The 24,911-nt window shown below is 61.6% G+C and carries 19 protein-coding genes; 11 read left to right on the forward strand and 8 right to left on the reverse strand.

Annotated elements, in window-relative coordinates; all coding sequences use genetic code 11:
* Nucleotides 1–124: 124 nt before the first annotated feature.
* The 3 genes from QZ822_RS07760 to QZ822_RS07770 form a co-directional block, all read right to left on the reverse strand.
* Complete coding sequence (locus QZ822_RS07760) at nt 125–1,606, reverse strand: sugar transferase (protein ID WP_294643769.1); 1,482 nt, start codon at nt 1,604–1,606, stop codon at nt 125–127.
* Nucleotides 1,607–2,112: 506 nt separating this feature from the next.
* The gene (locus QZ822_RS07765; protein WP_294643770.1) at nt 2,113–2,895 is read right to left on the reverse strand and encodes a phosphatase; all 783 of its coding nucleotides are present in this window, start codon (nt 2,893–2,895) and stop codon (nt 2,113–2,115) included.
* Between the two features lie 28 nt (nt 2,896–2,923).
* A complete protein-coding gene (locus QZ822_RS07770) occupies nt 2,924–4,186 on the reverse strand; it encodes a glycosyltransferase (RefSeq protein WP_294643772.1) in 1,263 nt (420 codons plus the stop codon).
* Nucleotides 4,187–4,324: 138 nt separating this feature from the next.
* On the opposite strand from QZ822_RS07770, the gene alr reads away from it, so the two are divergent.
* The 5 genes from alr (at nt 4,325) to tsaD (ending at nt 8,830) form a co-directional block, all read left to right on the forward strand.
* Entirely contained in the window at nt 4,325–5,638 is a 1,314-nt protein-coding gene (gene alr, locus QZ822_RS07775; protein ID WP_294643774.1) for an alanine racemase, read from the forward strand.
* Complete coding sequence (gene tsaE, locus QZ822_RS07780; RefSeq protein ID WP_294643776.1) at nt 5,638–6,243, forward strand: tRNA (adenosine(37)-N6)-threonylcarbamoyltransferase complex ATPase subunit type 1 TsaE; 606 nt, start codon at nt 5,638–5,640, stop codon at nt 6,241–6,243. Before alr ends, tsaE begins: the two co-directional genes overlap by 1 nt.
* 23 nt (nt 6,244–6,266) lie before the next feature.
* Nucleotides 6,267–7,097: a tRNA (adenosine(37)-N6)-threonylcarbamoyltransferase complex dimerization subunit type 1 TsaB gene (gene tsaB / locus QZ822_RS07785; protein WP_294643779.1), complete on the forward strand. Its 831-nt coding sequence runs from the start codon at nt 6,267–6,269 to the stop codon at nt 7,095–7,097.
* Entirely contained in the window at nt 7,098–7,607 is a 510-nt protein-coding gene (gene rimI, locus QZ822_RS07790; protein WP_294643781.1) for a ribosomal protein S18-alanine N-acetyltransferase, read from the forward strand. It begins immediately after the preceding gene.
* 122 nt (nt 7,608–7,729) lie between these two features.
* Nucleotides 7,730–8,830, forward strand: a complete 1,101-nt coding sequence (gene tsaD, locus QZ822_RS07795) for a tRNA (adenosine(37)-N6)-threonylcarbamoyltransferase complex transferase subunit TsaD (protein WP_294643783.1) — start codon at nt 7,730–7,732, stop codon at nt 8,828–8,830.
* Between the two features lie 100 nt (nt 8,831–8,930).
* Here tsaD and QZ822_RS07800 read toward each other — a convergent pair whose 3' ends face one another.
* Nucleotides 8,931–10,079 carry a glutamate--cysteine ligase gene (locus QZ822_RS07800; RefSeq protein ID WP_294643785.1) on the reverse strand — a complete coding sequence of 383 codons (1,149 nt, stop codon included), beginning with the start codon at nt 10,077–10,079 and terminating at the stop codon, nt 8,931–8,933.
* A 293-nt stretch (nt 10,080–10,372) separates the two neighbouring features.
* The gene (locus QZ822_RS07805; protein WP_294643787.1) at nt 10,373–11,827 is read right to left on the reverse strand and encodes a class I SAM-dependent methyltransferase; all 1,455 of its coding nucleotides are present in this window, start codon (nt 11,825–11,827) and stop codon (nt 10,373–10,375) included.
* A 256-nt stretch (nt 11,828–12,083) separates the two neighbouring features.
* On the opposite strand from QZ822_RS07805, the gene groES reads away from it, so the two are divergent.
* The 5 genes from groES (at nt 12,084) to guaA (ending at nt 18,975) form a co-directional block, all read left to right on the forward strand.
* A complete protein-coding gene (groES, locus tag QZ822_RS07810) occupies nt 12,084–12,371 on the forward strand; it encodes a co-chaperone GroES (RefSeq protein ID WP_005505066.1) in 288 nt (95 codons plus the stop codon).
* A gap of 103 nt (nt 12,372–12,474) precedes the next feature.
* On the forward strand, nt 12,475–14,061 hold the full coding sequence (gene groL / locus QZ822_RS07815; protein ID WP_294643788.1) for a chaperonin GroEL: 1,587 nt from the start codon (nt 12,475–12,477) through the stop codon (nt 14,059–14,061).
* A gap of 308 nt (nt 14,062–14,369) precedes the next feature.
* Complete coding sequence (guaB, locus tag QZ822_RS07820) at nt 14,370–15,887, forward strand: IMP dehydrogenase (RefSeq protein WP_070690998.1); 1,518 nt, start codon at nt 14,370–14,372, stop codon at nt 15,885–15,887.
* Nucleotides 15,888–16,033: 146 nt separating this feature from the next.
* Complete coding sequence (locus QZ822_RS07825; protein WP_005505070.1) at nt 16,034–17,164, forward strand: GuaB3 family IMP dehydrogenase-related protein; 1,131 nt, start codon at nt 16,034–16,036, stop codon at nt 17,162–17,164.
* Between the two features lie 218 nt (nt 17,165–17,382).
* On the forward strand, nt 17,383–18,975 hold the full coding sequence (gene guaA, locus QZ822_RS07830) for a glutamine-hydrolyzing GMP synthase (RefSeq protein WP_294643791.1): 1,593 nt from the start codon (nt 17,383–17,385) through the stop codon (nt 18,973–18,975).
* 245 nt (nt 18,976–19,220) lie between these two features.
* Here the strand turns inward: guaA and QZ822_RS07835 are convergent, their stop codons facing one another.
* Nucleotides 19,221–19,706: a hypothetical protein gene (locus tag QZ822_RS07835; protein WP_294643794.1), complete on the reverse strand. Its 486-nt coding sequence runs from the start codon at nt 19,704–19,706 to the stop codon at nt 19,221–19,223.
* Nucleotides 19,707–20,008: 302 nt separating this feature from the next.
* Here QZ822_RS07835 and QZ822_RS07840 point away from each other — a divergent pair, with 302 nt between their 5' ends.
* Nucleotides 20,009–20,983, forward strand: a complete 975-nt coding sequence (locus tag QZ822_RS07840; protein ID WP_294643795.1) for an AEC family transporter — start codon at nt 20,009–20,011, stop codon at nt 20,981–20,983.
* Between the two features lie 139 nt (nt 20,984–21,122).
* On the opposite strand, the gene QZ822_RS07845 is transcribed toward QZ822_RS07840, so the two are convergent.
* Nucleotides 21,123–22,928 carry an alpha-glucosidase gene (locus tag QZ822_RS07845; RefSeq protein WP_294643796.1) on the reverse strand — a complete coding sequence of 602 codons (1,806 nt, stop codon included), beginning with the start codon at nt 22,926–22,928 and terminating at the stop codon, nt 21,123–21,125.
* Between the two features lie 126 nt (nt 22,929–23,054).
* Nucleotides 23,055–24,869, reverse strand: coding sequence for an alpha-glucosidase (locus QZ822_RS07850; RefSeq protein WP_294643798.1), 1,815 nt, complete (start codon nt 24,867–24,869; stop codon nt 23,055–23,057).
* Nucleotides 24,870–24,911: the final 42 nt, after the last annotated feature.

A 24,911-nucleotide genomic window follows, 5' to 3' on the forward strand; every position in this document is an offset into this window, starting at 1 on the left:
TCGGAAATGGATTCACGCCCCTTCAACGCGTTTACATCAATGCACGATACCGAGCTGCCTGTGCCGGGACAGCATCACTAAAAACCGGCATACGCATCGGCGGGAGAAACTCCCACCATCCTTCTTAGTACGCGCCTTCCTTAGCGAAAACCGCACGGACAGTACGCAGAAGAATAATGAAGTCACCGGTAAGCGACCAGTTCTCAACATAGTAGAGATCCAGACGAACCGACTCCTCCCAAGAGAGGTCACTACGACCCGAAACCTGCCACAGGCCGGTAATACCCGGCTTCACCAGAAGGCGGCGGTACGCAATATCTTCGTACTGCTCAACTTCCTCAACCAGCGGAGGACGCGGACCCACCAGCGACATATCGCCAATGAACACGTTCCACAGCTGAGGCAGCTCATCAATCGAGTACTTACGGATGAACTTACCGATGGGGGTAATACGCGGGTCGTCCTTCATCTTGAAGAGCACGCCGTTACCCTCGTTCTGCTCCATGAGGCGCTTCTTAACCTCTTCAGCATCAGTACGCATCGAACGGAACTTCACCATCTTGAAAAGCTCACCGTTCAGACCCACACGGTTCTGAAGGAAGAAGACCGGGCCGCCATCACGCTTAACCAGCAGAGCAACCACCAGGAACAGCGGAGAGAGCAGAATCAAACCCAGACCCGAGGACACAACGTCCACGGCGCGCTTGAAGAACGCCGACAGACCGGTAATACGCGGAGTCGACACGTGCACCAGCGGCAGACCGTTCAGCGGCTGCATGTGCATACGCGGACCAGCAATATCGGTCGTAGCCGGAGCCATAATCAGCGAAATATGCGCATCCGCCAGCTTCCAACCCAGCAGACGAACCTGGTCCGGGCTCAAATGGTGGCCATTCGTAACAGCGACCATGTGAATATCGTTCTCGCGGATAGCTTCCATAATGTCAGCCGGAGAAGTGCTGTAACCAAGCACCGGAATCGGCGCACCAGCAACAGTAGTACCGGGAGTGAAACCGGGCAGGTAGAACGCAGCGGGGGACAGACCGGATGCAACCACATCCTTCAAGTTCTTATACAGGTGCTGACCGGTCGTCACATCAGAAATAATCATGACGCGAGTCAGCGCGCGACCGCGAGTACGCGAACGCACCAGACCCTGACGAATAACCCAACGCTCCATCAGCAGGAAGAACAGACCCAGCGGGTAAGCAATTAGCAGGTACATGCGAGTGACGTCAACCTTGAGGAAGAACGCCACAATAATCAGCAGACAGAAGAAATAAGTACTGCCGCGAGTAATGAGGCGGTACTCCTCAGTACCGAAACCCATAATGCGCAGGCTACGGGAGCCATTCACCTGGAGAATAAACCACCAGCCAATGGTCAGGCCAATACCCAAGAAGATATAGTCCATCGCGGGTACGCGGCCATCGAGAACATTAATAGGCCAAACGTTCACATAGGGCAGGTCAGCATTTTCCCACCCGAAACGAATCAGATGCGCAGCGACAACCGCAACAGCAATGGCGAAAAAATCGCCAAAGTAAAGGGCGCGCTGAACCTTGGGATGCCAGCTTCGCCTGATAACGAAGTCTGAACCCCACATTTTTTTAAGACGATCTTGTACTTTCAACGGTGTAATCTTCCCCGGAAATTTGTCCTGTATTGCGGACTGAGAGCGGCGAATAGGCACATTTACCCCTAATTATCGGTGTAAGGGAGACGTGTCCTAGTCTTTGTCCTGATGAATGAGTGAACCCTTAATCTTGCTGAGTGAATAATGGCAGAGACTACGGCAAAGGCGCTGGTAAGACGCCTAGTGGAGCGTTATATGAGCCCGCTGAGCGCATAAACGTGTTCCGTAAACTATTCTACGGGGTCGGGGGTCTTCCGTCTCGAAGAATGAAGAGGCAAAGTCGCTCCGGTGTGATGAAATCAATCACAGAAAAAGAAGAGAATAAGAGCCTCCGGGAAGAATGCCTAGTGGAGCTAAGAAACTCCCAAAACTACCGGTATGTTTCACGCATCTGCAGAAAAACAATAACCGGCATATAAAAAGACAAACCCCGGAGGCTCAATAACAAGCCCTACGCACACGGCGTAAAAGGGACATTAAGGGCGCTCAAGCCCCGCACGATCCAAAATGAAATCAATCATCGGTTCATAGCGACGCGGCGGAACGTTATCATCCATCGGCACACACACCGGCAAATCTCCCTGCTCAGCCGCAACAAACAGACCCGGATCATTACAATCCGCAATGCCAATCGTCAGCAGCTTACGAGTAGACGCCGCATAACCACCCATACCGTGATCCGAAACCACCAGATCCGGGGTCACGCCGCGCGCCTCCAGCTGATCCAAAGCGATGCGCATCGGGCCGGGGAAATGCGTATGCTGCAGGTTGCCGTACTGCTCAAACATCACGACATCCATAATCTGGCGGACGTCACCGTCGAGGAAACGCTCGCCCTCCTCAATCTGAAGAACCTCGGCACCCGCAGCCTTCGCTGCCGCAGCCATCACCGCGTAAATGGGGAACAGGCCCGCCGGGTGACCGGTCGCAAACAGAATGCGGGAACCGGCGCGTACCGTCTCACCAAAGATACGGGCGTACTCCTCCAGGGCGCTGATGCACTGCTTGGCACCAATAGTGTCCTGACCGTGAGTATGCGAACGATCCGGGTTCAGACCCGCGCGGCGAACCATCACCTCAAACACCGAATCGTAATCCCACTCGCGGGTCCACTGCACACCAAACTCAAGGTGCTCATTACCATCCAGGAAACCCTGAATATGGTCCAGGTTATTCTCTCGGGCGGTCGCCACCTCGCCGGTAATACGCACAGAATCCAGGTACGCGGCGAACTCATCGCGGCTCATGGAGAAAGACATTAAAACTCCTCATGACGTGAAAAATACATTACTGCGAGATACCTTCACGTACCTCGGCATAAGCTTCTAGGGTCTTACGCGCCGTCTGGTCCCAACCCATCGTGCGGGCACGCGCCGCGGCGTTTGCGCCCAACGAATGGCGCAGATACGGCGCGCGGACCAGGCGTTCAATAGCCGCCGCCCAACGCTCCGGAGTACGAGGCGCTACCAGCAGGCCCGTACGGTGGTTCTCCACCGCATAGCGCAGACCGTCAGCATCCGTAGCGAGTACTGCTGTGCCGCACGCCTGCGCCTCCAACGCCACCAGGCCGAAGGTCTCAGACGACGATGGGGACGCCACAATATCGGCGGCACGGAAAATATTCGCCAGCTCAGACGCAGGAACCGGGGCCTTCAAATGCACCCGATCTGCCACACCCAGTTCAGCGGCGCGCTCCAGGAGGCGGCGCTCATAATCCGAATCGGAACGACCAATAATATCCACGTCCACCTGCAGATCGGAGGGGAGTAGCGCGAGCGCCTCCACCAGCAGATGTGGGCCCTTCAACGGCTGAGGCCTACCGGCAAACACAATGCGGCAACGAGTCTCCGAGGTGTCATTGAGCGGATGCACGCCAGGAATCGTATGGAAAATCGAGGTGTCAACACCCGGGGGGATAATGGCAAGCTTCTGCGCGTCCGTACCGTAGTACTCGCCCATCTGCTGCGCCTCCAGGGGAGTATTCACAATCACCCGGCTCGCGGAGCTACTCATGAGGCGCTCGGCGCGGTATCGTTCCTCAGGCTCGGGTGCTTCACCTTCGCCGCGGCGCGCATCCTTAGCGGCAGCCGTCGTATGCGGAGTGAAAAGAACGGGGACCGGGAAGCCAACGCCCTGAGCCGACCACAGTTGGGACGCGCGAGCCGCAGCCTGGCCAGACAGCCAATAGTGGGCGTGGATAATATCCGGGGTGTACAGTGCCTGCTCCACGCACGCCCGCGCAAAATCATCGGTGACCGCAGCCAGCTCATTCTTAGAAAGACCACGGGCGGAAGGAAGATCAAGGCTGTGGCGCACAAGGCGCTCGCCGGGCTGAGGTGGCTGACGGAACGGCGAGTCAGCCGGAAGCGCCTCACCGCGGTCCAGGGTGAAAACCTCAACCCGTAGCTCGGGATCCAGCTCCAGCATGGCATGCACCGACCGGGCAATATAGACGTTCATGCCGCCTGCATCTCCGCTACCGGGCTGCGCAAAAGGGTCGGTGTGCATGGAATACACGTGAACCGTCCGAACCGGCGGCAGAGTGCTCATCGATGCTTTCCTCTCTAAAGGGGTACCTGACCTAGTGTAGCGCGACAGGACTTTCGCACAGCGGGAGGTCTAGAATTTAGTAGAAGAGAGGCTGCTCAAGTACAGCCTGTAGTACCCGCCCGTCAGAAACGAAGGACCATGACTCACCCTCAGCAGCCTGCCGAACCGCTCTACTGCCCGCCCTGCACTCCCGGCCAGGTGGAACGTAGCGCCACGATTGATCTTGACGCGCTGGAACATAACGTGCGCCGCCTCAAGGAGCTCATTGGTGACCGCATGCTCATTGCCGTGATTAAGGCGGATGCGTACGGTCACGGCGCATACCCGGTGGCACGTTCGGCTATTGCCGCCGGTGCCGACCTGCTGGGCGTGGTGCACGTGAACGAGGCGCTGGAACTGCGCGCTGACGGTATTGATGCGCCGCTCATGGCGTGGCTGCACACCCCCTCCACCGACTTTGATGCGGCACTGCAGGAGAAGATTCGTCTGGGCGTTTCCGGCTGGGACCTGGAGGCGGTAGCCGCCGCCGCTGAACGCACCGGCGAGCGCGCTATCGTGCATCTGAAGGCTGATACCGGTCTGGGTCGTAACGGCGCCACCGCGGCGGATTGGCCCGCGCTGGTGGCTCGCGCCGCCTCCCTGGAGGATGCCGGTCTGATTACGGTTGAGGGTATTTTCAGCCACCTGGCGGTTGCTGATGAGCCGACCCGCGCCGAGACTGCACAGCAGCTCAATACCCTGGATACGTTTGTGGCCCAGGCACGCGAGGCTGGCCTGGACCCGAAGATTGTGCACCTGGCGAACTCGCCGGCGACCCTGACCGCCTCCCTGGAAGGTTGGGATACGGAGGAGCGTCTGCTCGGTGACGGTGTGCGTTGCGGCCTCGCTCTGTACGGTCTCTCTCCGCTGCCGGGTGTTACGTCTGAAGACTTGGGTTTGAAGCCCGTCATGACGGTGAGTAGCTACATTGCCGCCGTGAAGGAAGTTCCCGCAGGTCAGGGTGTTTCCTACGGTCTGCGCTACCACACCGAAAAGCCGACCACCCTGGCTCTGGTGCCTCTCGGCTACGCTGACGGCGTGCCGCGCATCGCGGAGAACGCGCCGGTGCGCATCTACCCCGGTGCGCAGAATGCGGAGAGCGGCGCCGTACCCAATAACGCGGAGGGTACGACCTACCGTGTGGTTGGCCGCGTCGCCATGGACCAGATGGTCGTTGACCTGGGCGAACCCGGCCTGAGCGACCCCGCCCTGGGCTACCTGGGCGCCCCCGCCATCCTTTTTGGTGCCGGCGAAAACCCGCCCGTAGAGGAGTGGGCGGAAGCCGCGCAGACCATTAACTATGAAATCGTGACCCGCATTTCTCCTCGCGTGGAGCGCCTCTACACCGGCGGCTCCTGGGTTGAAGCTGAACTGAACGAGCTGTGGGGCACCGGCGAGGAACAGGAGGGCTAATGAGCGCTGAGTACATTTCTGCCGCCCTCGACCTGGACGTGACCGGCCCCGACCATACCCGCCGCCTGGCGCTCGCCCTGGCACAGCACCTGAACGCCGGGGATGTACTGCTCCTCTCGGGTGAGCTCGGCGCGGGTAAGACCACGTTCACCCGCTCCCTGGGTGAAGGCCTGGGCGTGCGTGAGGGCGTTATCTCACCGACCTTCGTGCTCTCACGCGTGCACCCGAACCTGCCGGACGGTCCCCGACCCGGCGGCCCCGACCTGGTGCACGTGGACGCCTACCGCCTCTCCAGCGCCGAAGAGCTCGACGATTTGGACCTGGAGTTCTCCCTGTCGCGCTCGGTGACCGTCATCGAGTGGGGCCGCGATAAGGCTGAGCACCTGAGCGATTCCCGTCTGGAACTGGACTTCACCCGACTGACCGGCGCGGATGCACGCTTCGCCTACTCTGGTGCCGAAGAATTCAGCTGGGACGACGACGAAGATGACGAAAGCGACGAGGATGCGGACACCCCCGAGCCTCGCCTGCTGCGGGTGCGAGCCTTCGGCCCCCGCTGGGAGCACGCTTTCGACGCCCTGAAAGAGGCCCTGCAGAGCGCCTAGAGCCCGCGCGTTAGAATGATAGGGTGCTAGTACTTGCCCTTGATTCATCCGCCACCGCATCTGTGGCGCTCGCCCGTGTGCACGGCTCCGAAGCCGGCGCGTCCTTCGAAATCCTCGCCCGCTACGAGAGTGAAGATACCCGCTCCCACGCCGAGGTGATGGGCCCCTACGCGCAGGCTGCCCTGCAGGACGCCGGCGTGCGCGGCGAAGATTTGGATGCGATTCTGACCGGTACCGGCCCGGGACCTTTTACGGGTCTTCGCGCCGGTATCGTTACTGCGCGCGCCCTGGGTTTTGCCTGGTCGGTGCCGGTGTACGGCATGATGAGCCTGACCGCACTGGCTGAGCATGCTGTGGCTGGTGCGGCTGCCGTTGAAAGTGCCGAGGGCACTGCAGTGGAAGAGAACGCAGAACGAGCATTCGCTTCTGCTGACCTTGCCGAAGGCGCCGAGCTGCTCGTACTCTCCGACGCGCGCCGCCGCGAAGTCTACTCCGCACGCTACCGCGTGGAGGCTGCAGGCTACACCCTGGTGGACGGCCCGAACGTATGCCCCGCCTCCGAAATTCTGCCCGGTAGGAGCCCCTCCTACGCCTACGGTTACGGTGCCGGCCTGTACGCCGAAACTCTCGAAGAGCATGGCTGGACCATCGTCGACTCCGCCCGCGAGGTTCACCCACACGCCGAGTACCTGGTCGCCGCCGCGGCACGCCTGGGCGTAGAGAACCTGAGCGAGGACACCTCCGCCCAGTACCTGCGTGACTCGGACGCAAAGGTCCCCGCCGCAATGCTCGCCCGCCAGCAGAAGCAGGCTGCACAGGCAGCTACACAGGCTACCGCGCAGAAGGAGAGCTAAATGAGCGCTACCGACAATATCGTGCGAGACGACCTGAATCTGGGCGCCCGCCTGCGCGTTGCCGAACTCGCGGACGTGCAGGCAATGCACCGCATGGAGACCACCCTGTTCCCCGCCGACGCCTGGCACATCGACATGTTCCTTGAGGAGCTGACCCACCCGACCCGCACCTACTACATGCTTGAGGTGCCGGGGGAGAACCCGGAAAGCGACGAGGGTAGCTGGCGCGCCATCGGCTACTGCGGAACCATGGTCGTAGCCGACACCGCCGATGTTCAGACCATCGGCGTGCTTCCCGAGTACGAGGGCCACGGCTTCGGCCGAGCCATGCTCGAGCAGATGCACGAGCGTGCCCGCGAGCTGGGTGCCGAGCGCATCCTGCTGGAGGTGCGTGCCGACAACCCGCGCGCCCAGCGCCTCTACGAACGCAACGGCTACCGTGCGATTCACGTACGCCGCGGCTACTACGATGACGGAACCGACGCCATCATTATGGAATGCACGTTCTAAATAGCCTGTTGAGCTAAACGGTGCATCACTCCCAGTAATACTTGGCACCTTTCCGCCACATCACCTTTACACCACAGCATCAAGAAGCACTACGCGCAGACAGCGCAACAGAAAGACGAACTATGAGCACTCGCGAACCCCTCGTTCTGGGCATCGAATCCTCCTGCGATGAGACCGGTATCGGCATTGTGCGCGGTGCACAGCTGCTCAGCAACACCATCTCCTCCTCCATGGAAGAGCACGTACGCTTTGGCGGCGTGATCCCCGAAATCGCCTCCCGCGCCCACCTGGACGCCATGATTCCCGCCCTCAAGGCGGCACTCGCCGAAGCGGATATCACCCTCGACGAGGTAGACGCTATCGCCGTCACCGCCGGCCCCGGCCTGGCTGGTGCGCTCATGGTGGGCGTCTCCGCGGCGAAGGCGCTCGCTATTGCCACCGGCAAGCCCCTCTACGGCATTAACCACTTGGTCGCCCACGTTGGCGTTGGCCTGCTCGAGGACAACGGCACCGAGGACGGCTCCGACCTGCTGGCGAACGCTGGCTCCGGCGGCCTGGGTGCGCTGCTGGTTTCTGGTGGTCACACCGAAATCCTGCAGGTGCGCGACATTACCTCCGATGTGCGCCTGCTCGGCGCGACCCTCGACGACGCCGCAGGTGAGGCCTACGACAAGGTCGCCCGACTGCTCGGCTTGGATTACCCGGGCGGACCCGCCATCGACCGCGCCGCCGCGCAAGGTAACCGCAACGCCTTCGTGTTCCCGCGCGGCCTGTCGAACCGCAAGTTCATGGGCACCGCCGAGAACCCCGGAGAGCATCGCTACGACTTCTCCTTCTCGGGCCTGAAGACCGCAGTGGCGCGCGTGATTGAGAGCTTCGAAGCCGCCGGTGAAGAGATCCCTGTTGCTGATATTGCCGCCTCCTTCCAAGAAGCGGTCGTGGACGTCATCACCAAGAAGGCGATGCTCGCCTGCCGCGAGCAGGGCATGAAGACCCTGCTACTCGGCGGTGGCGTGGCGGCAAACTCGCGTCTGCGCGAGCTGCTGGCCGCCCGATGTGCCTCCGAGGGTGTGCGCCTAATCATTCCGAAGTTCACCCTGTGCACCGACAACGGCGCGATGGTTGCCGCCCTGGGCGCCCGCCTGGCCGCCGCGGGCCGCGAGCCCTCGGGCGTGGACTTCACGACGGACTCCTCGCTGCCGGTGACCACCGTCTGCTTCTAAACTGCCTGCTTCTAAAAAAGCTCGTAGAAATGCCTCGGCACAGTCTCATGATGACTGCGCCGAGGCATTTTACGTACCTAAGTTTTCTTCCCGCGAGGGGTTATCGCAGCGCTCGCGCACGAGACTGCGCGGCAACGTCTAGTGCCACCTCACGCATCGAGCCGGTGCGCTCGAACACTGCACGCTGGCGGTCGGCTCCCGTACCTTCCGCAAGGATGCGGCGCACCTGTGCCAGCTCCACCTCGCAGTCCAGATCGCGGGCCACCGGCTCCAGCTCGGGCAGCAGCAGTTCAAAGTCCTCGCGCAAGGTGCGCTGCTCCGGCGCGTTGGAAACCACGATCTTTGCGTCCAGGCCGTAGCGGGCAACGCGCCACTTATTCTCCTGCGCGTGCCAGGGGGCCAGCACCTCGGGCTTGTCGCCGGCCTCAATGCGGCGGGAGAAGTACTCCACCAGGCACTGGGTGAACGCCACAACCGCGGCAACATCCGGCAGGGAGGCCAGGCCGTCGCAATAGCGCATCTCGATGGTGCCGTAGCGCGGAACCGGGCGCACATCCCAGCGGTCCTCACTCGGGTCGTTAATCACGTCGGTCGCCACCAGTGAATCCAGGTACTCGCTGTACTGCTCCCAGGTGTCGAAGTGGAAGGGCAGGCCGTTGGTCGGCAGCTGCTGGTAGAGCTGGGTGCGGTGCGAGGCGTAACCGGTGTCGATGCCCTCCCAGTATGGGGAGGAGCAGGAGAGCGCCAGCAGGTGCGGCCCGTAGTTGGTGAGCGCGTCAACGAGCGGCAGAACCTTATCGCGAGAATCCACACCCACGTGCACGTGCACGCCGTAGATAACCATGTGGCGGCCCCAATACTGGGCGCGCTCCACGACGCGCCGATAGCGTTCTTTGGCCACGACGGGCTGCTCGGACCAGCGGGAGAACGGGTGCGTGCCCGCCGGGTAGAACTCGATACCCAGCCCGTCGGTAATCTCGCGAATGGTGTCGGTCAACTCCTGCAGCTGGCGGCACGCCTCAGCGACGGTGCGGCAGATGCCGGTCACCACCTCGACGGTGTTCTCCAGGAATTCCCCGGTCACGTGTGCCCGGTCGGAGGCGGGCTCCAGCAGTTCGGGGCGGCGCTCGCGCAGGATGCCGAGCACCTCGGCGGCGCGCTGGGTCAGTTCGCCGCTTTCACGGTCGATGAGTGCAATCTCCCATTCCACGCCGAGGGTGGACTGAGGGGAGGAAGCAAAGTCGATCATAGGACCTTTCCTGCGTCTGGAAATAGTGTCGTGCACAGTGCCGACTACGGAAGTTTGCTATCGGTGAGATCTGCCGGGCAGGGGACTAGCTGGTGAGAGCCTACTCCGCGGGGGAGTACCTCTACTGGGCAGCATGTCTTTATCAGGCCCCGTATCTTTATTAGGCACCGTATCTAGTGTACGGTCTGCCGGTGCTCAACGCCCTGTCGAGCGCAGAATCCGGAACCGGTACCGTAACGAATCGTCACGAACGGTAACCGAGTACGGTACTGGGCAGTCGGGGTTGGACGAGGCTAGAGCGGACGCACGTGCCAGCCGACGCGGCGGGAATCTCTGCCCGCGCCGATGCGCGTGAAGACCAGCGTTGCCGGGCGGTACGAGGACTCCTGCGCGCCACCAGAAGAATTAGCGTTCTTTTTCTGTTTCTTCTTGGCAGGCTTAGAGCCCGCCGAACCCAGTAGACGCGCACGCAGCTGCTCGGGAACAATATCCACGCCGCGCTTCTTAACCGTCAGCGCGGTAAAACCCTGCTCGCGCACCCATCGCTTCAACTGCTTCTCCTGCAGGGGAATCTCCTCCAGCACCTCGTAGCAGGTGACCAGCGGATGCTCCACCGGCTCGGTTGAGCATAGATAGGCCAGGTGCTCGTCCAGTAGCTGCGCGCCAATACTCTGCGCAAACTCCGCGACCAGGTGCGAGCGCACAATCGCGGGGGCGGGCTCCAGCAGGTACTCACCCGGCTGCGGCAGGGATACCGGAACCTCCACGCTCCGCTCGGCCTCGGCCGCCGTGAGGGCGCTGCGGAAGCTCACCGCCTCGTAGGGCGGCAATAGGTCGGCAACCTTGCCGGTCGCCTCGGTCGCGGGCGATGCCGTATCGGCCGACAGCTCGCGCACCGAGGTTGCGGTGCGGGCCACGCCCTCCTGGGCCAGCGTATTAAACCAGAGGACGAGCTCGGCGAGGGAACCCTCCGACTGGATCCACTCCGCTTCAACGCGCGGGGCGGGGTTCGCCTCCGAGGCGATGTCCTCGGGGGAGGGGATACCCTCGTGCGGAAAACCGGGCCCCAGCTTCACACCCATCGGCATGCCGGTGCGCGCCAGATTCAGCACGAACGAGAATGGGGGCGAAAACGCCTCCGGGTCGAAGAGGCGCTCCGTCTGCGCCTTCCTGGCCCCTCGCAGCTCACGGCGGGCCGGGTCCAACCACAGAATGGCGGGGGAGGCGCCCGCGCCATCGGTGAGGGGAGCCTCCGAGCCCGCACCGCTGGCGGGGTCGTAGGCGGTGACATCGCCCGAGTACACACGTGCCCGCGGGCAGAACGCCAGGTTTGCCGCGGCGAACGAGGCGGTCAGCGGATCGAGCTCCACCGCCACGACGGAACCGCGAGCCGCGGCGTAGACGGCAGAATCCGACGCGATACCGCACCCTAGGTCGGCCACGAGACCCGGAACCCGCGCGAGGCGGTCGGTGCGGTAGTGTGCAATCACCGGGCGGGTTGCCTGCTCCGCCGCCTCCTGAGTGAGCATGAGGGATCGGGCGCGCTCGCCGAACTTGGCACGCGCACGGGTGCGAGCCTGCGCCAGGGAGATGATGGCAGAGGAGTCCTCGGGGCTGAACCCGCGTGAACGCAGGGAGGTGACGGCGCCGAGGGTGTCGGAGCCCAGCGGGTAGAGCTCATCGGCTGCCGCGAGCGCTTCGGAGCTGAACGGTAGCTCAGTGGCGGGAGTAAAAGGGGAGGTAGGCATGCTCCTCATTTTACGGGGTGGCATGCCACAGGCGTGTCCCGGGTATGCCTGTCGGAACCCCGCAGAAGCCCCCGCGTCGCCCCGCTTTTTGCTCAGCGTTCGCCTTGCGGTGAAACGCCCCGGCAGAGCGCCGCTTTTCTTGACCGAAAGCGCAGGTGAAATTAGAGTTGAGGTAGCACTCGAGACAGTACCTTGGGCGCGCCACTGCGCCGCTGTCTCGCATCAAACGTCAATCCACAATCCGGAGGAACCGATTATGGCCATCAAGCCGCTGGAAGACCGCGTCGTTATCAAGATCGAACAGGCTGAGCAGACCACCGCATCCGGTCTGGTCATCCCCGAAACTGCGAAGGAAAAGCCGCAGGAAGCACGCGTTGTCGCCGTTGGTCCGGGCCGCGTGGATGAGAAGGGCAACCGCATCCCCGTAGACATCAAGGAAGGCGACGTTGTCGTGTTCTCCCGCTACGGTGGCACCGAGGTCAAGTACCAGGGCGAAGAGTACCTGATTCTCTCCGCACGCGACGTTCTGGCAATCGTCGACTAATTACTTCGAATACTCATGCGCCGTACCGTTCATCCGGTGCGGCGCATGAGCTATCATCTGCCCCTCATTTTTCTTTCTGTGACGCACTAGGAGTAGCGAACACATGGCTAAGCAGCTTGAATTCAACGATGCCGCCCGCAAGTCCCTGCAGGCTGGCGTCGATAAGCTGGCAAACGCGGTCAAGGTAACCCTCGGACCGCGCGGGCGCAACGTTGTGCTCGACAAGCAGTGGGGTGCACCCGTCATCACCAACGACGGCGTGTCCATCGCCCGCGAAATTGAACTGGACGACCCGTACGAGAACCTGGGCGCCCAGCTGGCGAAGGAAGTCGCCACCAAGACCAACGACGTAGCCGGTGACGGTACCACCACCGCAACCGTGCTCGCACAGGCACTGGTCAACGAGGGCCTGCGCAACGTCACCAGCGGCGCAGCACCCGCCGACGTCAAGCGCGGCATTGAGGCTGCTGTGGAGGCTGTCTCCGCACGCCTGCTCGAGAACGCACGCCCCGTGCAGGGCCCCGAGGTGGCGCACGTTGCCGCTATCTCCGCGCAGTCCGAGCAGATTGGTGAGCTGCTGGCTCGCGCTTTCGAGAAGGTCGGCCAGGACGGCGTCATCACCATCGAAGACGGCTCCTCCACCGAGATTGAGCTGGACATCACCGAAGGTATGCAGTTCGACAAGGGCTACCTCTCGCCCTCCTTCGTGACCGACGCTGAGCGTGGCGAAGCAGTGCTGGAGAACACCCTGGTGCTGCTCTACCAGGGCAAGATTTCCACCATCGCAGAGATCATGCCCGTGCTCGAGAAGATCGTTCAGGCGAAGAAGCCGCTGACCATCATCGCAGAAGACGTTGACGGCGAGGCGCTCTCCGCCCTGGTCGTGAACAAGCTGCGCGGCACCATCAACGTGGTTGCTCTGAAGGCTCCCGGTTTCGGTGACCGCCGCAAGGCAATCATGCAGGACCTGGCAATCCTGACCGGCGGTACCGTCGTGACTGGCGAGCTCGGCATTGACCTGCCGCAGGTCACCCTGGAGCACCTGGGCTCGGCACGCCGCGTGACCGTCACCAAGTCCCACACCACTATCGTGGACGGCGGCGGCGACCCCGAGGCAATCGAGGACCGCGTGCAGCAGCTTCGCCGCGAAATTGAGCGCGTGGATTCCGAATGGGACCGCGAGAAGCTCAAGGAGCGCCTGGCTAAGCTTGCCGGCGGCGTGGGCGTCATCAAGGTCGGCGCCGCAACCGAGGTTGAGGCCAAGGAGCGCAAGCACCGCATCGAGGATGCTGTGTCCTCCACCCGTGCAGCTCTGGAAGAGGGTATTGTCTCCGGCGGCGGTTCCGCACTGGTTCACGCGCTGAAGGCACTGGACGGCCTGGACCTGGGCAACCACGACGCAAACGTGGGTGTGCAGATTGTTCGCCGCGCCCTGGTCCAGCCGCTGCGCTGGATCGCTGAGAACGCTGGCGAGGACGGCTACGTCATCGTCTCCAAGGTCTCCGAACTGCCCGTGGGGCACGGCTTCAACGCCAAGACCGGCGAGTACGTGGACCTCATCGAAGCCGGCGTGATCGACCCGGTGAAGGTGACCCGTTCGGCTCTGCAGAACGCTTCCTCCATCGCGGCTCTGGTGCTGACCACCGAGACCCTGGTGGTTGAGAAGCCCGAAGAAACTGAAGAAGACTAAATAGTGTGTGTGCCCGGTGCCGCCCCTCCACCATGGAGGCGGTACCGGGCACTCGCTGTCGGTAGGCTCGGATGCGCTCGCGTTCGTGGGGACGTTAGAACCTGCCGACAGCCTCCCGCTGAGGGGCGCTTACTATGAGTGCTTCTCAGCAAAGAAACCTTTAGCGGTTTACTATAGAAGGTAAGCTGTTCCCGTTTGCGCTCAAACCACCTTGTGGGGTGCGAGCAGACGGGTCGTACCGCATCTTGACATACGCAACGTATAGGCTGAGCTTCTCACCGATGAAGCCAGCATCCGAAAGGTAGACAATGACCATTCCCACCGCTCTGTCCGAGGATCCCTTCGGCTTCACCGGCCTGACCTACGATGACGTGTTGCTGTTGCCCGGCAACACCGACGTCATCCCCTCCGATGCGGACACCTCCACCCGCCTGTCCAAGCGCATCACCCTGAACACCCCCATTATTTCCGCGGCAATGGACACCGTGACCGACTCCGCTATGGCAATCGCTATGGCACGTCTGGGCGGTATGGGCGTTATCCACCGCAACCTCTCCATCGAGGACCAGGCTGCACACGTGGACCGCGTGAAGCGCTCCGAGTCCGGCATGATTATCAACCCCGTCACCATCGGTGCTGACGCAACCATCGCCGAATACGACGAGGTCTGCGGCTACTACAAGGTCTCCGGTCTGCCCGTCGTCAGCGAAGAGGGCGTGCTGGAAGGTATCATCACCAACCGCGATATCCGCTACATCTCCCGCTCCGACTACGAGGGCATTCGCGTCCGCGACATCATGACCCCCATGCCGCTGGTCACCGCGCACCCCGGCGTCACCAAGGACGAAGCATTCGCGCTGCTGTCCCACAACAAGATTGAGCGTCTGCCCCTGGTCGACGACGCAGGTAAGCTCGCCGGTCTGATTACCCTGAAGGACTTCGTCAAGACCGAGCAGTACCCCCGCGCCACCAAGGACGAGGACGGCCGTCTGCGTGCCGGCGCTGCTATCGGCTTCTTCGGTGACGGCTACGAGCGTGCAATGACCCTGGTCGAGGCAGGCGTCGACGCACTGTTCGTGGACACCGCAAACGGCCACTCCCAGGGCGTGCTCGACATGATTGCCCGCCTGAAGAAGGACCCCGCCGCAGCACACGTGGACGTCATCGGTGGCCAAGCTGCAACCCGCCTGGGCGCACAGGCAATCATTGACGCTGGCGCTGACGGCGTGAAGGTCGGCGTTGGTCCCGGCTCCATCTGCACCACCCGCATTATCGCCGGTGTTGGTGTTCCCCAGGTGACCGCTATCAACGAGTCCGCTAAGGCAGCAATCCCGGCAGGCGTGCCGCTGATTGCTGACGGCGGTATGCAGCACTCCGGCGAGATTGGTAAGGCACTGGTTGCTGGCGCTGACTCCGTGATGCTCGGCTCCCTGCTGGCCGGTACCACCGAGTCTCCCGGTGAGCTGATCTTCATGAACGGTAAGCAGTACAAGGCATACCGCGGCATGGGTTCGCTCGGCGCAATGCAGACCCGCGGCCGTCACAAGTCCTTCTCCAAGGACCGTTACTTCCAGGCTGACGTCTCCAGCGAAGAGAAGCTGATTCCCGAGGGTATTGAGGGTCAGGTTCCCTTCCGCGGCCCGCTCTCCGCAGTGATTCACCAGCTCGAAGGCGGCCTGCGCCAGACCATGTTCTACGTCGGTTCCCGCACCATCGAGGAGCTCAAGTACAAGGGTCAGTTCGTGCGCATCACCCCCGCAGGTCTGAAGGAATCGCACCCGCACGACATCATGATGACCGTTGAGGCACCGAACTACCGCCGCTAAAACGCATCACTAACGATGATTCGCCGCATGGCGTGCACACCATGCGCCGTTGAGCCCGCCCCATACCCGCTCGGGTATCGGGGCGGGCATCGGCGCGAATAACGCCCAGCGGCACCCCTCAAACCGAATTCGAAAGGATTCACCCCATGTCTGAAATTCAGATTGGCCTCTCCAAGAACGCCCGCCCCACCTACTCCCTGGACGACGTGGCGCTGGTGCCCACCCGCCGTACCCGCGACCGCCGCGACGTCGACACCTCCTGGCAGATTGATGCCTTCAAGTTTGACACCCCCATCATTGGTGCGCCCATGGACTCGGTCATGTCCCCGGCGACCGCCATCGCACTGGGCAAGCTGGGCGGCCTGGGCGTGCTGAACCTCGAGGGCCTGTGGACCCGCTACGAGGATCCGCAGCCGCTGCTCGACGAGATTGTTGAGCTGCCCGAGGCGGACCCCGCCTCCGCAACTACCCGCATGCAGCAGATTTACTCCGAGCCGATTAAGCCGGAGCTGATTACTGCACGCCTGGAAGAGATCCGTGACTCCGGCGTGGTTGTTGCCGGCTCCCTGAGCCCGCAGAACACCCAGGAGCACTACGAGACCGTGGTGAAGGCTGGTGTTGAGCTGTTCGTTATCCGCGGTGCATCTGTCTCTGCTGAGCACATTTCGACCTCTCACGAGCCGCTGAACCTGAAGAAGTTCATCTACGAGCTGGACGTTCCCGTCATTGTCGGTGGCGTGGCTGGCTACTCGCAGGCTAAGCACCTGATGCGTACCGGTGCCGCCGGTGTGCTGGTGGGCTTCGGCGGCGGCTCCGCACAGACCACCCGCCAGGGCCTGGGCATCTCCGCACCGATGGCAACCGCTATCGCCGACGTCGCAGCGGCACGTTCGGACTACCTGGACGAGTCCGGCGGCCGCTACGTACACGTGATCGCTGACGGCTCCCTGGGCCGCTCCGGCGACATGGTGAAGGCGCTCGCACTGGGCGCTGACGCTGTCATGCTGGGCGCTCCGCTGGCTCGCGCATCCGAGGCTCCCGGCCAGGGTTGGTACTGGGGCAACGAGGCGCACTCGCTGGACTTCCCGCGCGGCGTACGCACCCCGCTGGGTGTTGTCGGCTCCCTGGAGGAAGTCCTGTACGGTCCTTCGCACCACGTGAACGGCACCAGCAACATTGTCGGTGCGCTCAAGCGCGCAATGGCTAACTGCGGTTACCTGGACCTGAAGAAGTTCCAGAAGGCGGACCTGACCGTGGTTCCCGCATACCGCGGCTAATGTAGCTTCATGAATCACCGCTTGGCGGTTGGCAGGTTTTGGTCTGCCGGTCGCCGGGCGGTGCTTTCTATACGCGCGCTCTACCCTGTTAGGGCATGTGGCGGCACCCCAGAATGGGGGAGTGTCTACGTGCCGTCGGCGGCGTACAGCGATAGCGTAAAATAGATATATCCCCGCGCAAGTGCGCGGATTAGTACCAACACGTTGAGGTAATTTTCGTGACCAACTCTGTGAACCTGGACCAGCTCGAAGAGCGTCCCGTCCTGGTGGTAGATTACGGTGCACAGTACGCGCAGCTCATCGCTCGCCGCGTGCGTGAAGCCGGCATCTACTCCGAAATCGTCCCCCACTCCATGAGCACCGAGAAGATGCTCGCCAAGAACCCGGCAGCCATCGTGCTCTCCGGTGGCCCCTCCTCGGTCTACGCCGATGGCGCACCCAAGGGTGACAAGGCCCTCTTCGAAGCCGGCGTGCCAATCTTCGGTATTTGCTACGGCTTCCAGGTGATGGCCCAGACCCTCGGTGGCACCGTCGCCCAGACCGGTCTGCGCGAATACGGCGCAACTGACGCTGTGGTCTGCGCTGAGAACTCCTCCTTCCTGACCGGCACCCCCACCACCCAGAACGTGTGGATGTCTCACGGTGACTCCGTGACCGAAGCCCCCGAAGGCTTCGAGGTGCTGGCAAAGACCCCCGGCGCATCCGTGGCAGCATTCGTGGACGAGTCCCGCAAGCTCGGCGGCGTGCAGTGGCACCCCGAGGTGAAGCACTCCGACTACGGCCAGGTCGCCCTGGAGAACTTCCTCTACAATGTGGCAGGCCTGAAGCCCACCTGGTCCACCAACAACATCATCGAGGAGCAGGTCGCTAAGATCCGCGAGCAGGTCGGTAACGACCGCGTTATTTGCGCGCTCTCCGGCGGCGTTGACTCCTCCGTGGCGGCAGCACTCGTGCACAAGGCTGTTGGCGACCAGCTCACCTGTTTCTTCATCGACCACGGTCTGCTCCGTGAGGGCGAGCGTGAACAGGTCGAGCAGGACTACGCAGCGTCCATGGGCATCAAGGTCATCACCATCGACGAGTCGGAGCGTTTCCTCTCCGCACTCGAGGGCATCACCGAGCCTGAGGCGAAGCGTAAGGCTATCGGCCGCGAGTTCATCCGCTCCTTCGAAGAGGCACAGCGCAAGCTGATTGCCGAAGCTGGTGAAGAGGGCGCAGACATCAAGTTCCTGGTTCAGGGCACCCTGTACCCGGACGTTGTCGAGTCCGGCGGCGGCGACGGCACCGCAAACATTAAGAGCCACCACAACGTGGGCGGCCTTCCCGACGACCTGACCTTCGAACTGGTTGAGCCGTTGCGCACCCTGTTCAAGGACGAGGTCCGCGCTATCGGTCGTGAGCTCGGCGTTCCCGAGAAGATCGTGGCACGTCAGCCGTTCCCCGGCCCCGGCCTGGGTATCCGCATTGTCGGCGAGGTTAACCGCGAGAACCTGGAGACCCTGCGTGCCGCTGACGCTATCGTGCGTGAAGAGCTGACCGCAGCCGGTCAGGACGAGCACATCTGGCAGTGCCCCGTGGTTCTGCTGGCTGGCGTTCGCTCCGTGGGCGTTCAGGGTGACGGCCGTACCTACGGCCACCCGATTGTTCTGCGCCCGGTCTCTTCGGAAGACGCAATGACCGCTGACTGGTCGCGCCTGCCGTACGACCTGCTGGCTAAGATCTCGAACCGTATTACCAACGAGGTCAAGGACGTTAACCGAGTGGTGCTGGACGTTACCTCCAAGCCCCCGGGAACTATTGAGTGGGAGTAATAATCCCTGTGGGAGTAATCCCTACTTTGGGCTGCGTAGCTTTGTAGCTGAGAGCCCGTGAAGAAGCCGCCCGGTGCATCCTGTTGTGGATGCGCCGGGCGGCTTCTTGCGTAAGAACATGTAGAAAATTTCTGGGCGGATATTTTTGAATTTATAAAAAATCGTCTATTTATTTAAACTGCGAGTCTAAATAAAAACGCACTCCAAATAAATACCCTAAAAAACTACACCAAGAAATAAACCTATTAGTGCGGGTGATGCGGGTGACGAATCGAATCACGCCAATGAGCGCTCGACCCCAACCCAAAATGCAGAGCAAAAAACGTGCCAAAACAGCAGAACCCAAACGCGCACGCCATATACACGCCGTAGGTCAGCATCATAAACTCGGAATCGTGACTCACGCCCGAAGCGACATTCAACGCCAACGAGACGCCCAGAATCACAAGCCATGCAGCGCTCGCGGCCGCAATCAGCCATGAGATAGCACTCAGCACCGGGTGCGGGACCCTAAACGTACGCTCAGGACCGCTCACAGGCGCTACAGGCGCATTATCAACGGCGACAGGTTCAGCTACCACGGTCGAAACATTCGAGGCTGAGGGAGCCGCAGAAGAGCGCCACGGAATATGCACACCGGCGTGCTGCCCCTGCGCCTTCGCGGGGTTCTTTGCAGAGCGGTGGGGGACGCCTCCAGATTCGGGAGGAGAAGAAAGATACGGTTGCTGCATTGCGGGCTCCTGAGCGTATAACCTCGCATGAGAAGAAACAACAGCGCGTCTAATGATGCGAGAAAATGAGTGTCGGCGATAGATTGAAAGAATACGGTGAGGACATATTCTTTCTATATTTCAAGACTAGAAGCGAACCGCATAAAAAACGAGGGTTTAGCGGAATATGATGCAATATGACGCGAAAAAACCGAAAACCACAGAGAAAAAATAGTCAACCTCAACCTGAAGGTTCAGGGTAGGGTTATTAGACACACCCCATCGCGGCGAAAAACAGCAGAGCTACAGCGAAAGGAACGAGCATGGGAATTATCCTCCCACTCATCTACCTAGGCATAGGTCTGGGGCTCGCGCTACTGCTACCCGAACGCTGGAGCACCCGCCTCAAAGAAGGCGCCTCAACCCTGCTGACCCGCTGGATTATCCCCGCCGTCATCATCTACACCGTCGCCACCAGCCGCCCCGAACTGTTCTTTGTCTCCGCCTCCACCATGGTGCTGATGCTCCTCGGCGTGCTCTGTGCCGGGCGCATCACCGGCGACCCCGTGCAGAAGCTCGCCTTCGTCTACCTGAACGCGGGACTCTTCGGCATCCCCGTGGTTGCCGGATTCTGGGGTGAAGAAGCCGTGCGCGTGTACATTGGCGCGTACATCGGCAACTCCATCATGGGCAATATCCTGGGCACCTCGCTACTACGCAGTGGATTCAAGACAGATGCCGAGGCAGGGGAGGGCAATGCACCGGGTACACGAGCCACTAGGAGCCGTGGCGGAACCCTCCGCACGGTGCTGCGGGGTCTGCGTACCAGCCCGCCCGTTATCGCCGTGGCAGTGGGTCTGCTCTGCCTACCCGCCGGCCCCTTCCTGAGCCAGCACGGGGCGGGCTTCTACCGGGTACTGACCTGGGTTTTCAGCTTTATCGGAATGATCGTTCTGGGCATGTGGCTCGGTGCCGCCAAACTGCACCGCACCGATTTGACCCGAGCTACCGGATGGGCTCTCCTCCGCGCTGTACTCGTGAGCGTCTACAGCGTCGGCGTGCTCGCGTTCGCCCGCTGGGCACACGATGCGGCGGGCGTGCACTTCGACCAGCTGCTGGCGCATCCGCAGGTGCTATTCATCCTTGCGGTCCTGCCGCCAGCCGCGAACATCGTCATCCTGGAAACCCACTACCGGCACGAAGGAACCGCAGCCCCCGTGATTGCCGCCGGGGCGGTCGTCAGCGTGGGAATGATTGCGCTCGCCGTGCCAATCCTGCAACTCGTATTCGCCAGCTAAACAGAGCCAAGAAAGCACGCCGGGACCACCAAGAAGACAACAAAAAAGACAGCAGAAGGAGGGCGGGGCATAAGCCCAACCCTCCTTCAGCTGTCTAATACCTTATCGGCACGCGGTAGCACTCAACGAGCTACAGCGCTTAGCGTACGATGTGGTACACCTTCGCCTCGTAGGGGCGCAGGGCCGAACCCGCATCGTCCTTGTAGTTCGAGCTCACCAGCTCAACACGAGCGCCCGCCTCACGAGCCTCATTCAGAACCGCGAAGTCACGCTCCTGCTCCTCGGCAGTGAAGTTCGAAACAACAAGCAAAGACTCGTTCGCGGGGCTGCCATCCGCACCACCGGTACGGGTGTACGCGTACACAGCCTCATCCTCGTTGTGCGGAAGCTGAACCGAATCCACCGGAGCGAAGGCTGCGTAAACCATCAGGTCCTTCAGCTTGCCGCGGCGCAGAGCCACCAGCTGCTGGTAGTGGTAGAAAATCGAATCCTCATCAGCCAGAACAGCCTCAGCGTTAATCGCCGGGTAGTTCGGGTTCACAGCAATCCACGGGGTCACACCCTCGGGGCTGAAACCACCGTTAGCGGAGGCATCCCACTGAACCGGGGTACGAGCGTTATCGCGGCCCTTAATGTAAATCGCCTGCATCGCCTCTTCGTGGCTCAGACGCTTGTGGTCAACGTGCATGTCCTCGTAGAAGCGGATCGAGTCACCATCGCGGTAATCCTCAATCGAATCGAACTTCACGTTGGTCATGCCCAGCTCTTCACCCTGGTAAATGTACGGGGTGCCCTGCATGAAGTGCAGAGTGGTCGCCAACTGCTTAGCGGACAGGGTGCGGAACTCATCCGAATCGTTACCGAAGCGGGAGACAACGCGCGGCTGGTCGTGGTTGTTCCAGTACAGCGAACCCCAGGCGTTACCCTCCAGGGTGGTCTGCCAGTCGTTCAGGATGCGCTTGAGCTCGGTCAGCTTGTACGGTGCGTAGGACCACTTACCGCCCAGGGAGCCGTTCGGGTCGTTGTCCACGCCCATGTGATCGAAGTGGAAGATCATGTTCAGCTCACCGGTGTGGTAGCCAGCCCACAGCTTAGCGTCCTCGGGGCTGGTTGCGCTGGTCTCGCCCACGGTCATCACGTCGTAGCGGCTGAAGGTCTCGCGGGTGAGTTCCTTCATCCACGGGTGCACCATGGTGCCGTTGGAGATGACGAACGGAATCGAGGAGGTGTGCTTCTCAAAGTCGGTGGAGGGGTCATCCGGGAAGCCCTCGGGCTTGGAGATGATGTTGATAGCGTCCAGGCGGAAGCCGTCAACGCCCTTGTCCAGCCACCAGCGAACCATGGAGTACAGGTCCTCGCGAACCTTCTCGTTCTCCCAGTTCAGGTCGGGCTGTTCCTTGAAGAAGATGTGCAGGTAGAACTGGCCGGTCGCCTCGTCCCACTCCCACGCCGGGCCACCGAACTCGGACGCCCAGTTGTTCGGAGGAATCGGGTTGCCGTCCTCGTCGAAGCCCTTCGGGTCCTTCCAGATGTAGTAGTCGCGGTAGGGGTTGTCCTTGGAGGAGCGGGACTCCTTGAACCAGGGGTGCTGGTCGGAGGTGTGGTTTGCGACCAGGTCCATGAGGATCTTGATGCCGTGCTTGTGGGCGGTCTCAAGCATCTCGTCGAAGTCTTCCATGGTGCCGAAGTCACTCATGATGGCGAAGTAGTCAGAGATGTCGTAGCCGTTGTCCACGTTCGGCGAGTCGAACACGGGGGAGAGCCAGATGACGTTGATGCCCAGCTTAGCCAGGTAGGGCAGCTTCTCGGTGATACCCTTCAGGTCACCGATGCCGTCGCCGTTTGCGTCGTTGAAAGAGCGGGGGTACACCTGGTACACCACGGCTTCCTTCCACCACTGGCGGCCCTCGTAGGAGGGAACCTCGTATGCCTCGGAGTTGCTCATAATTGCCTTTCTGTACCGGCGGGTTACGCCGAAGAGGAAAAAGGTGTCTGTGATTGAAGTATAGGGCGAGGGGGACCGGAATGTCTGTGCCGAATCCCCCTCGCGCATTACATTTTTGGGGCGTGCCTACTTAGCGTTGCCGAAGAGGTAAACCTTCGCCTCGTAGGGGCGCAGCAGGGTGCCCTCGTCGGTGAACTCGCGGTTCTCATCGCGGTAGTTCGAGCTAATCAGCTTCGGGGTGTTCTCGATAGCCTTCAGCTCAGTCGGGGAGAGAGCCTGCGAGTTGGTCAACACCACCGAATCCAGGTTGCCGCCCGCGTAGTTCAGCTGAACGGTGTCATCGGTAAAGTTCGCGACGACCAGCAGAGCGCGCTCGCCGGTTGCGGCGGCATCCTCATCGGAGTTCACGCGTAGGTAGGCGTAGACCTGCTCGTCCTCTTCATCCAGGAGGCGGTACTCGCCGGTCAGGACGATCGGGTGCTCGCGGCGCAGGCTAATCAGATCGCGGTAGTGGTAGAACACGGAATCCGGGTCTGCGAGCTCTGCTTCTGCGTTGATTTCGGTGTAGCGCGGGTTCAGCTTCAGCCACGGGGTGCCGGAGGTGAAGCCTGCGTTCTCGCCAGCGGTCCACTGCATGGGGGTGCGTGCGTTGTCGCGGCCGGAGGCGCTGATGTAGCGCAGCATGTCCTCGGCGGAGACGCGGCCCGACTCTTCAACGTACTTGCGCCAGGAGTCGTGAATTTCCAGGTCGTTGTAGTCCTTGACGTCGTCGAAGAAGACGTTGGTCATGCCCAGCTCTTCACCCTGGTAGATGTAGGGGGTGCCCTGCATCAGGTGCAGTACGGTGCCCAGCATCTTGGCGCTGACGGTGCGGTACTCGGGGGAGTCGTTACCGAAGCGGGAGACGGTGCGCGGCTGGTCGTGGTTGTTCCAGTACAGGGAGTTCCAGCCGCGGCCGTGCAGGCCTTCCTGCCAGTGGGTAAGGACCTTCTTGAGGTCGACCAGGTTGAAGCGGCGGTCGGACCACTTGCCGGTCACGCCACCCTCGGAGGCGTCCACATCCATGTGCTCGAACTGGAACACCATCTGCAGCTCGTTGCGGTCGAAGCCGGTGTAGAGAGCGGCGTCGTCCACGGTCACGCAGGGGGTTTCGCCCACAGTCATGACCGGGTACTTGCTGAGGACCTCGCGGTTCATCTCCTGCAGGAACTCATGCACGCGCGGGCCGTTAGCGGCGACAGCCAGGGAGTTGTCGAGGCCGCCAGCCAGAACTGCGGGGTCCTCGGGGAAGGAGAGGTCCTTGGAAATCAGGTTGATGACGTCCATGCGGAAGCCGTCCACGCCCTTGTCCAGCCAGAAGCGCATGATGTCGTAGACCTCTTCGCGGACCTTCGGGTTCTCCCAGTTCAGGTCGGGCTGCTTGATGGAGAAGTAGTGCAGGTAGAACTGGCCGGTCGCCTCGTCCCACTCCCATACGGAGGGGCTAAAGCAGGAAATCCAGTTGTTCGGCGGGATCGGCTTGCCGTCCTCGTCGAAGCCCTTGGGGTCGCGCCAGATGTAGTAGTCGCGGTAGGGGTTGTCCTTGGAAGAGCGTGCCTGCTTGAACCATTCGTGCTCGTCGGAAGTGTGGTTGACGACCAGGTCCATCATGAGCTTGATGCCGTGCTTGTGCGCGGTTTCGAGCAGCTCATCGAAGTCTTCCATGGTGCCGAACTCGGTCATGATGGCACGGTAGTCGGAGATGTCGTAGCCGTTGTCGTCGTTCGGGGACGCGTAGATGGGGGAGAGCCACAGCACCTGAATACCCAGGTCGGCGAGGTACGGAATCTTCTCGGTGATACCGGGCAGGTCGCCGATGCCGTCGCCGTTGGAGTCATTGAAGGAACGGGGGTAGATCTGGTAGACAACGGGTTCCTGCCACCACTGGGTCTGGGTCGTCATTGTTCTTCCTTCCCTTGGTATGGATGAGTGTTGTGCGGTTCG

It is taken from the genome of uncultured Rothia sp. (assembly GCF_916715725.1).
In the GTDB taxonomy this organism is placed as follows: domain Bacteria; phylum Actinomycetota; class Actinomycetes; order Actinomycetales; family Micrococcaceae; genus Rothia.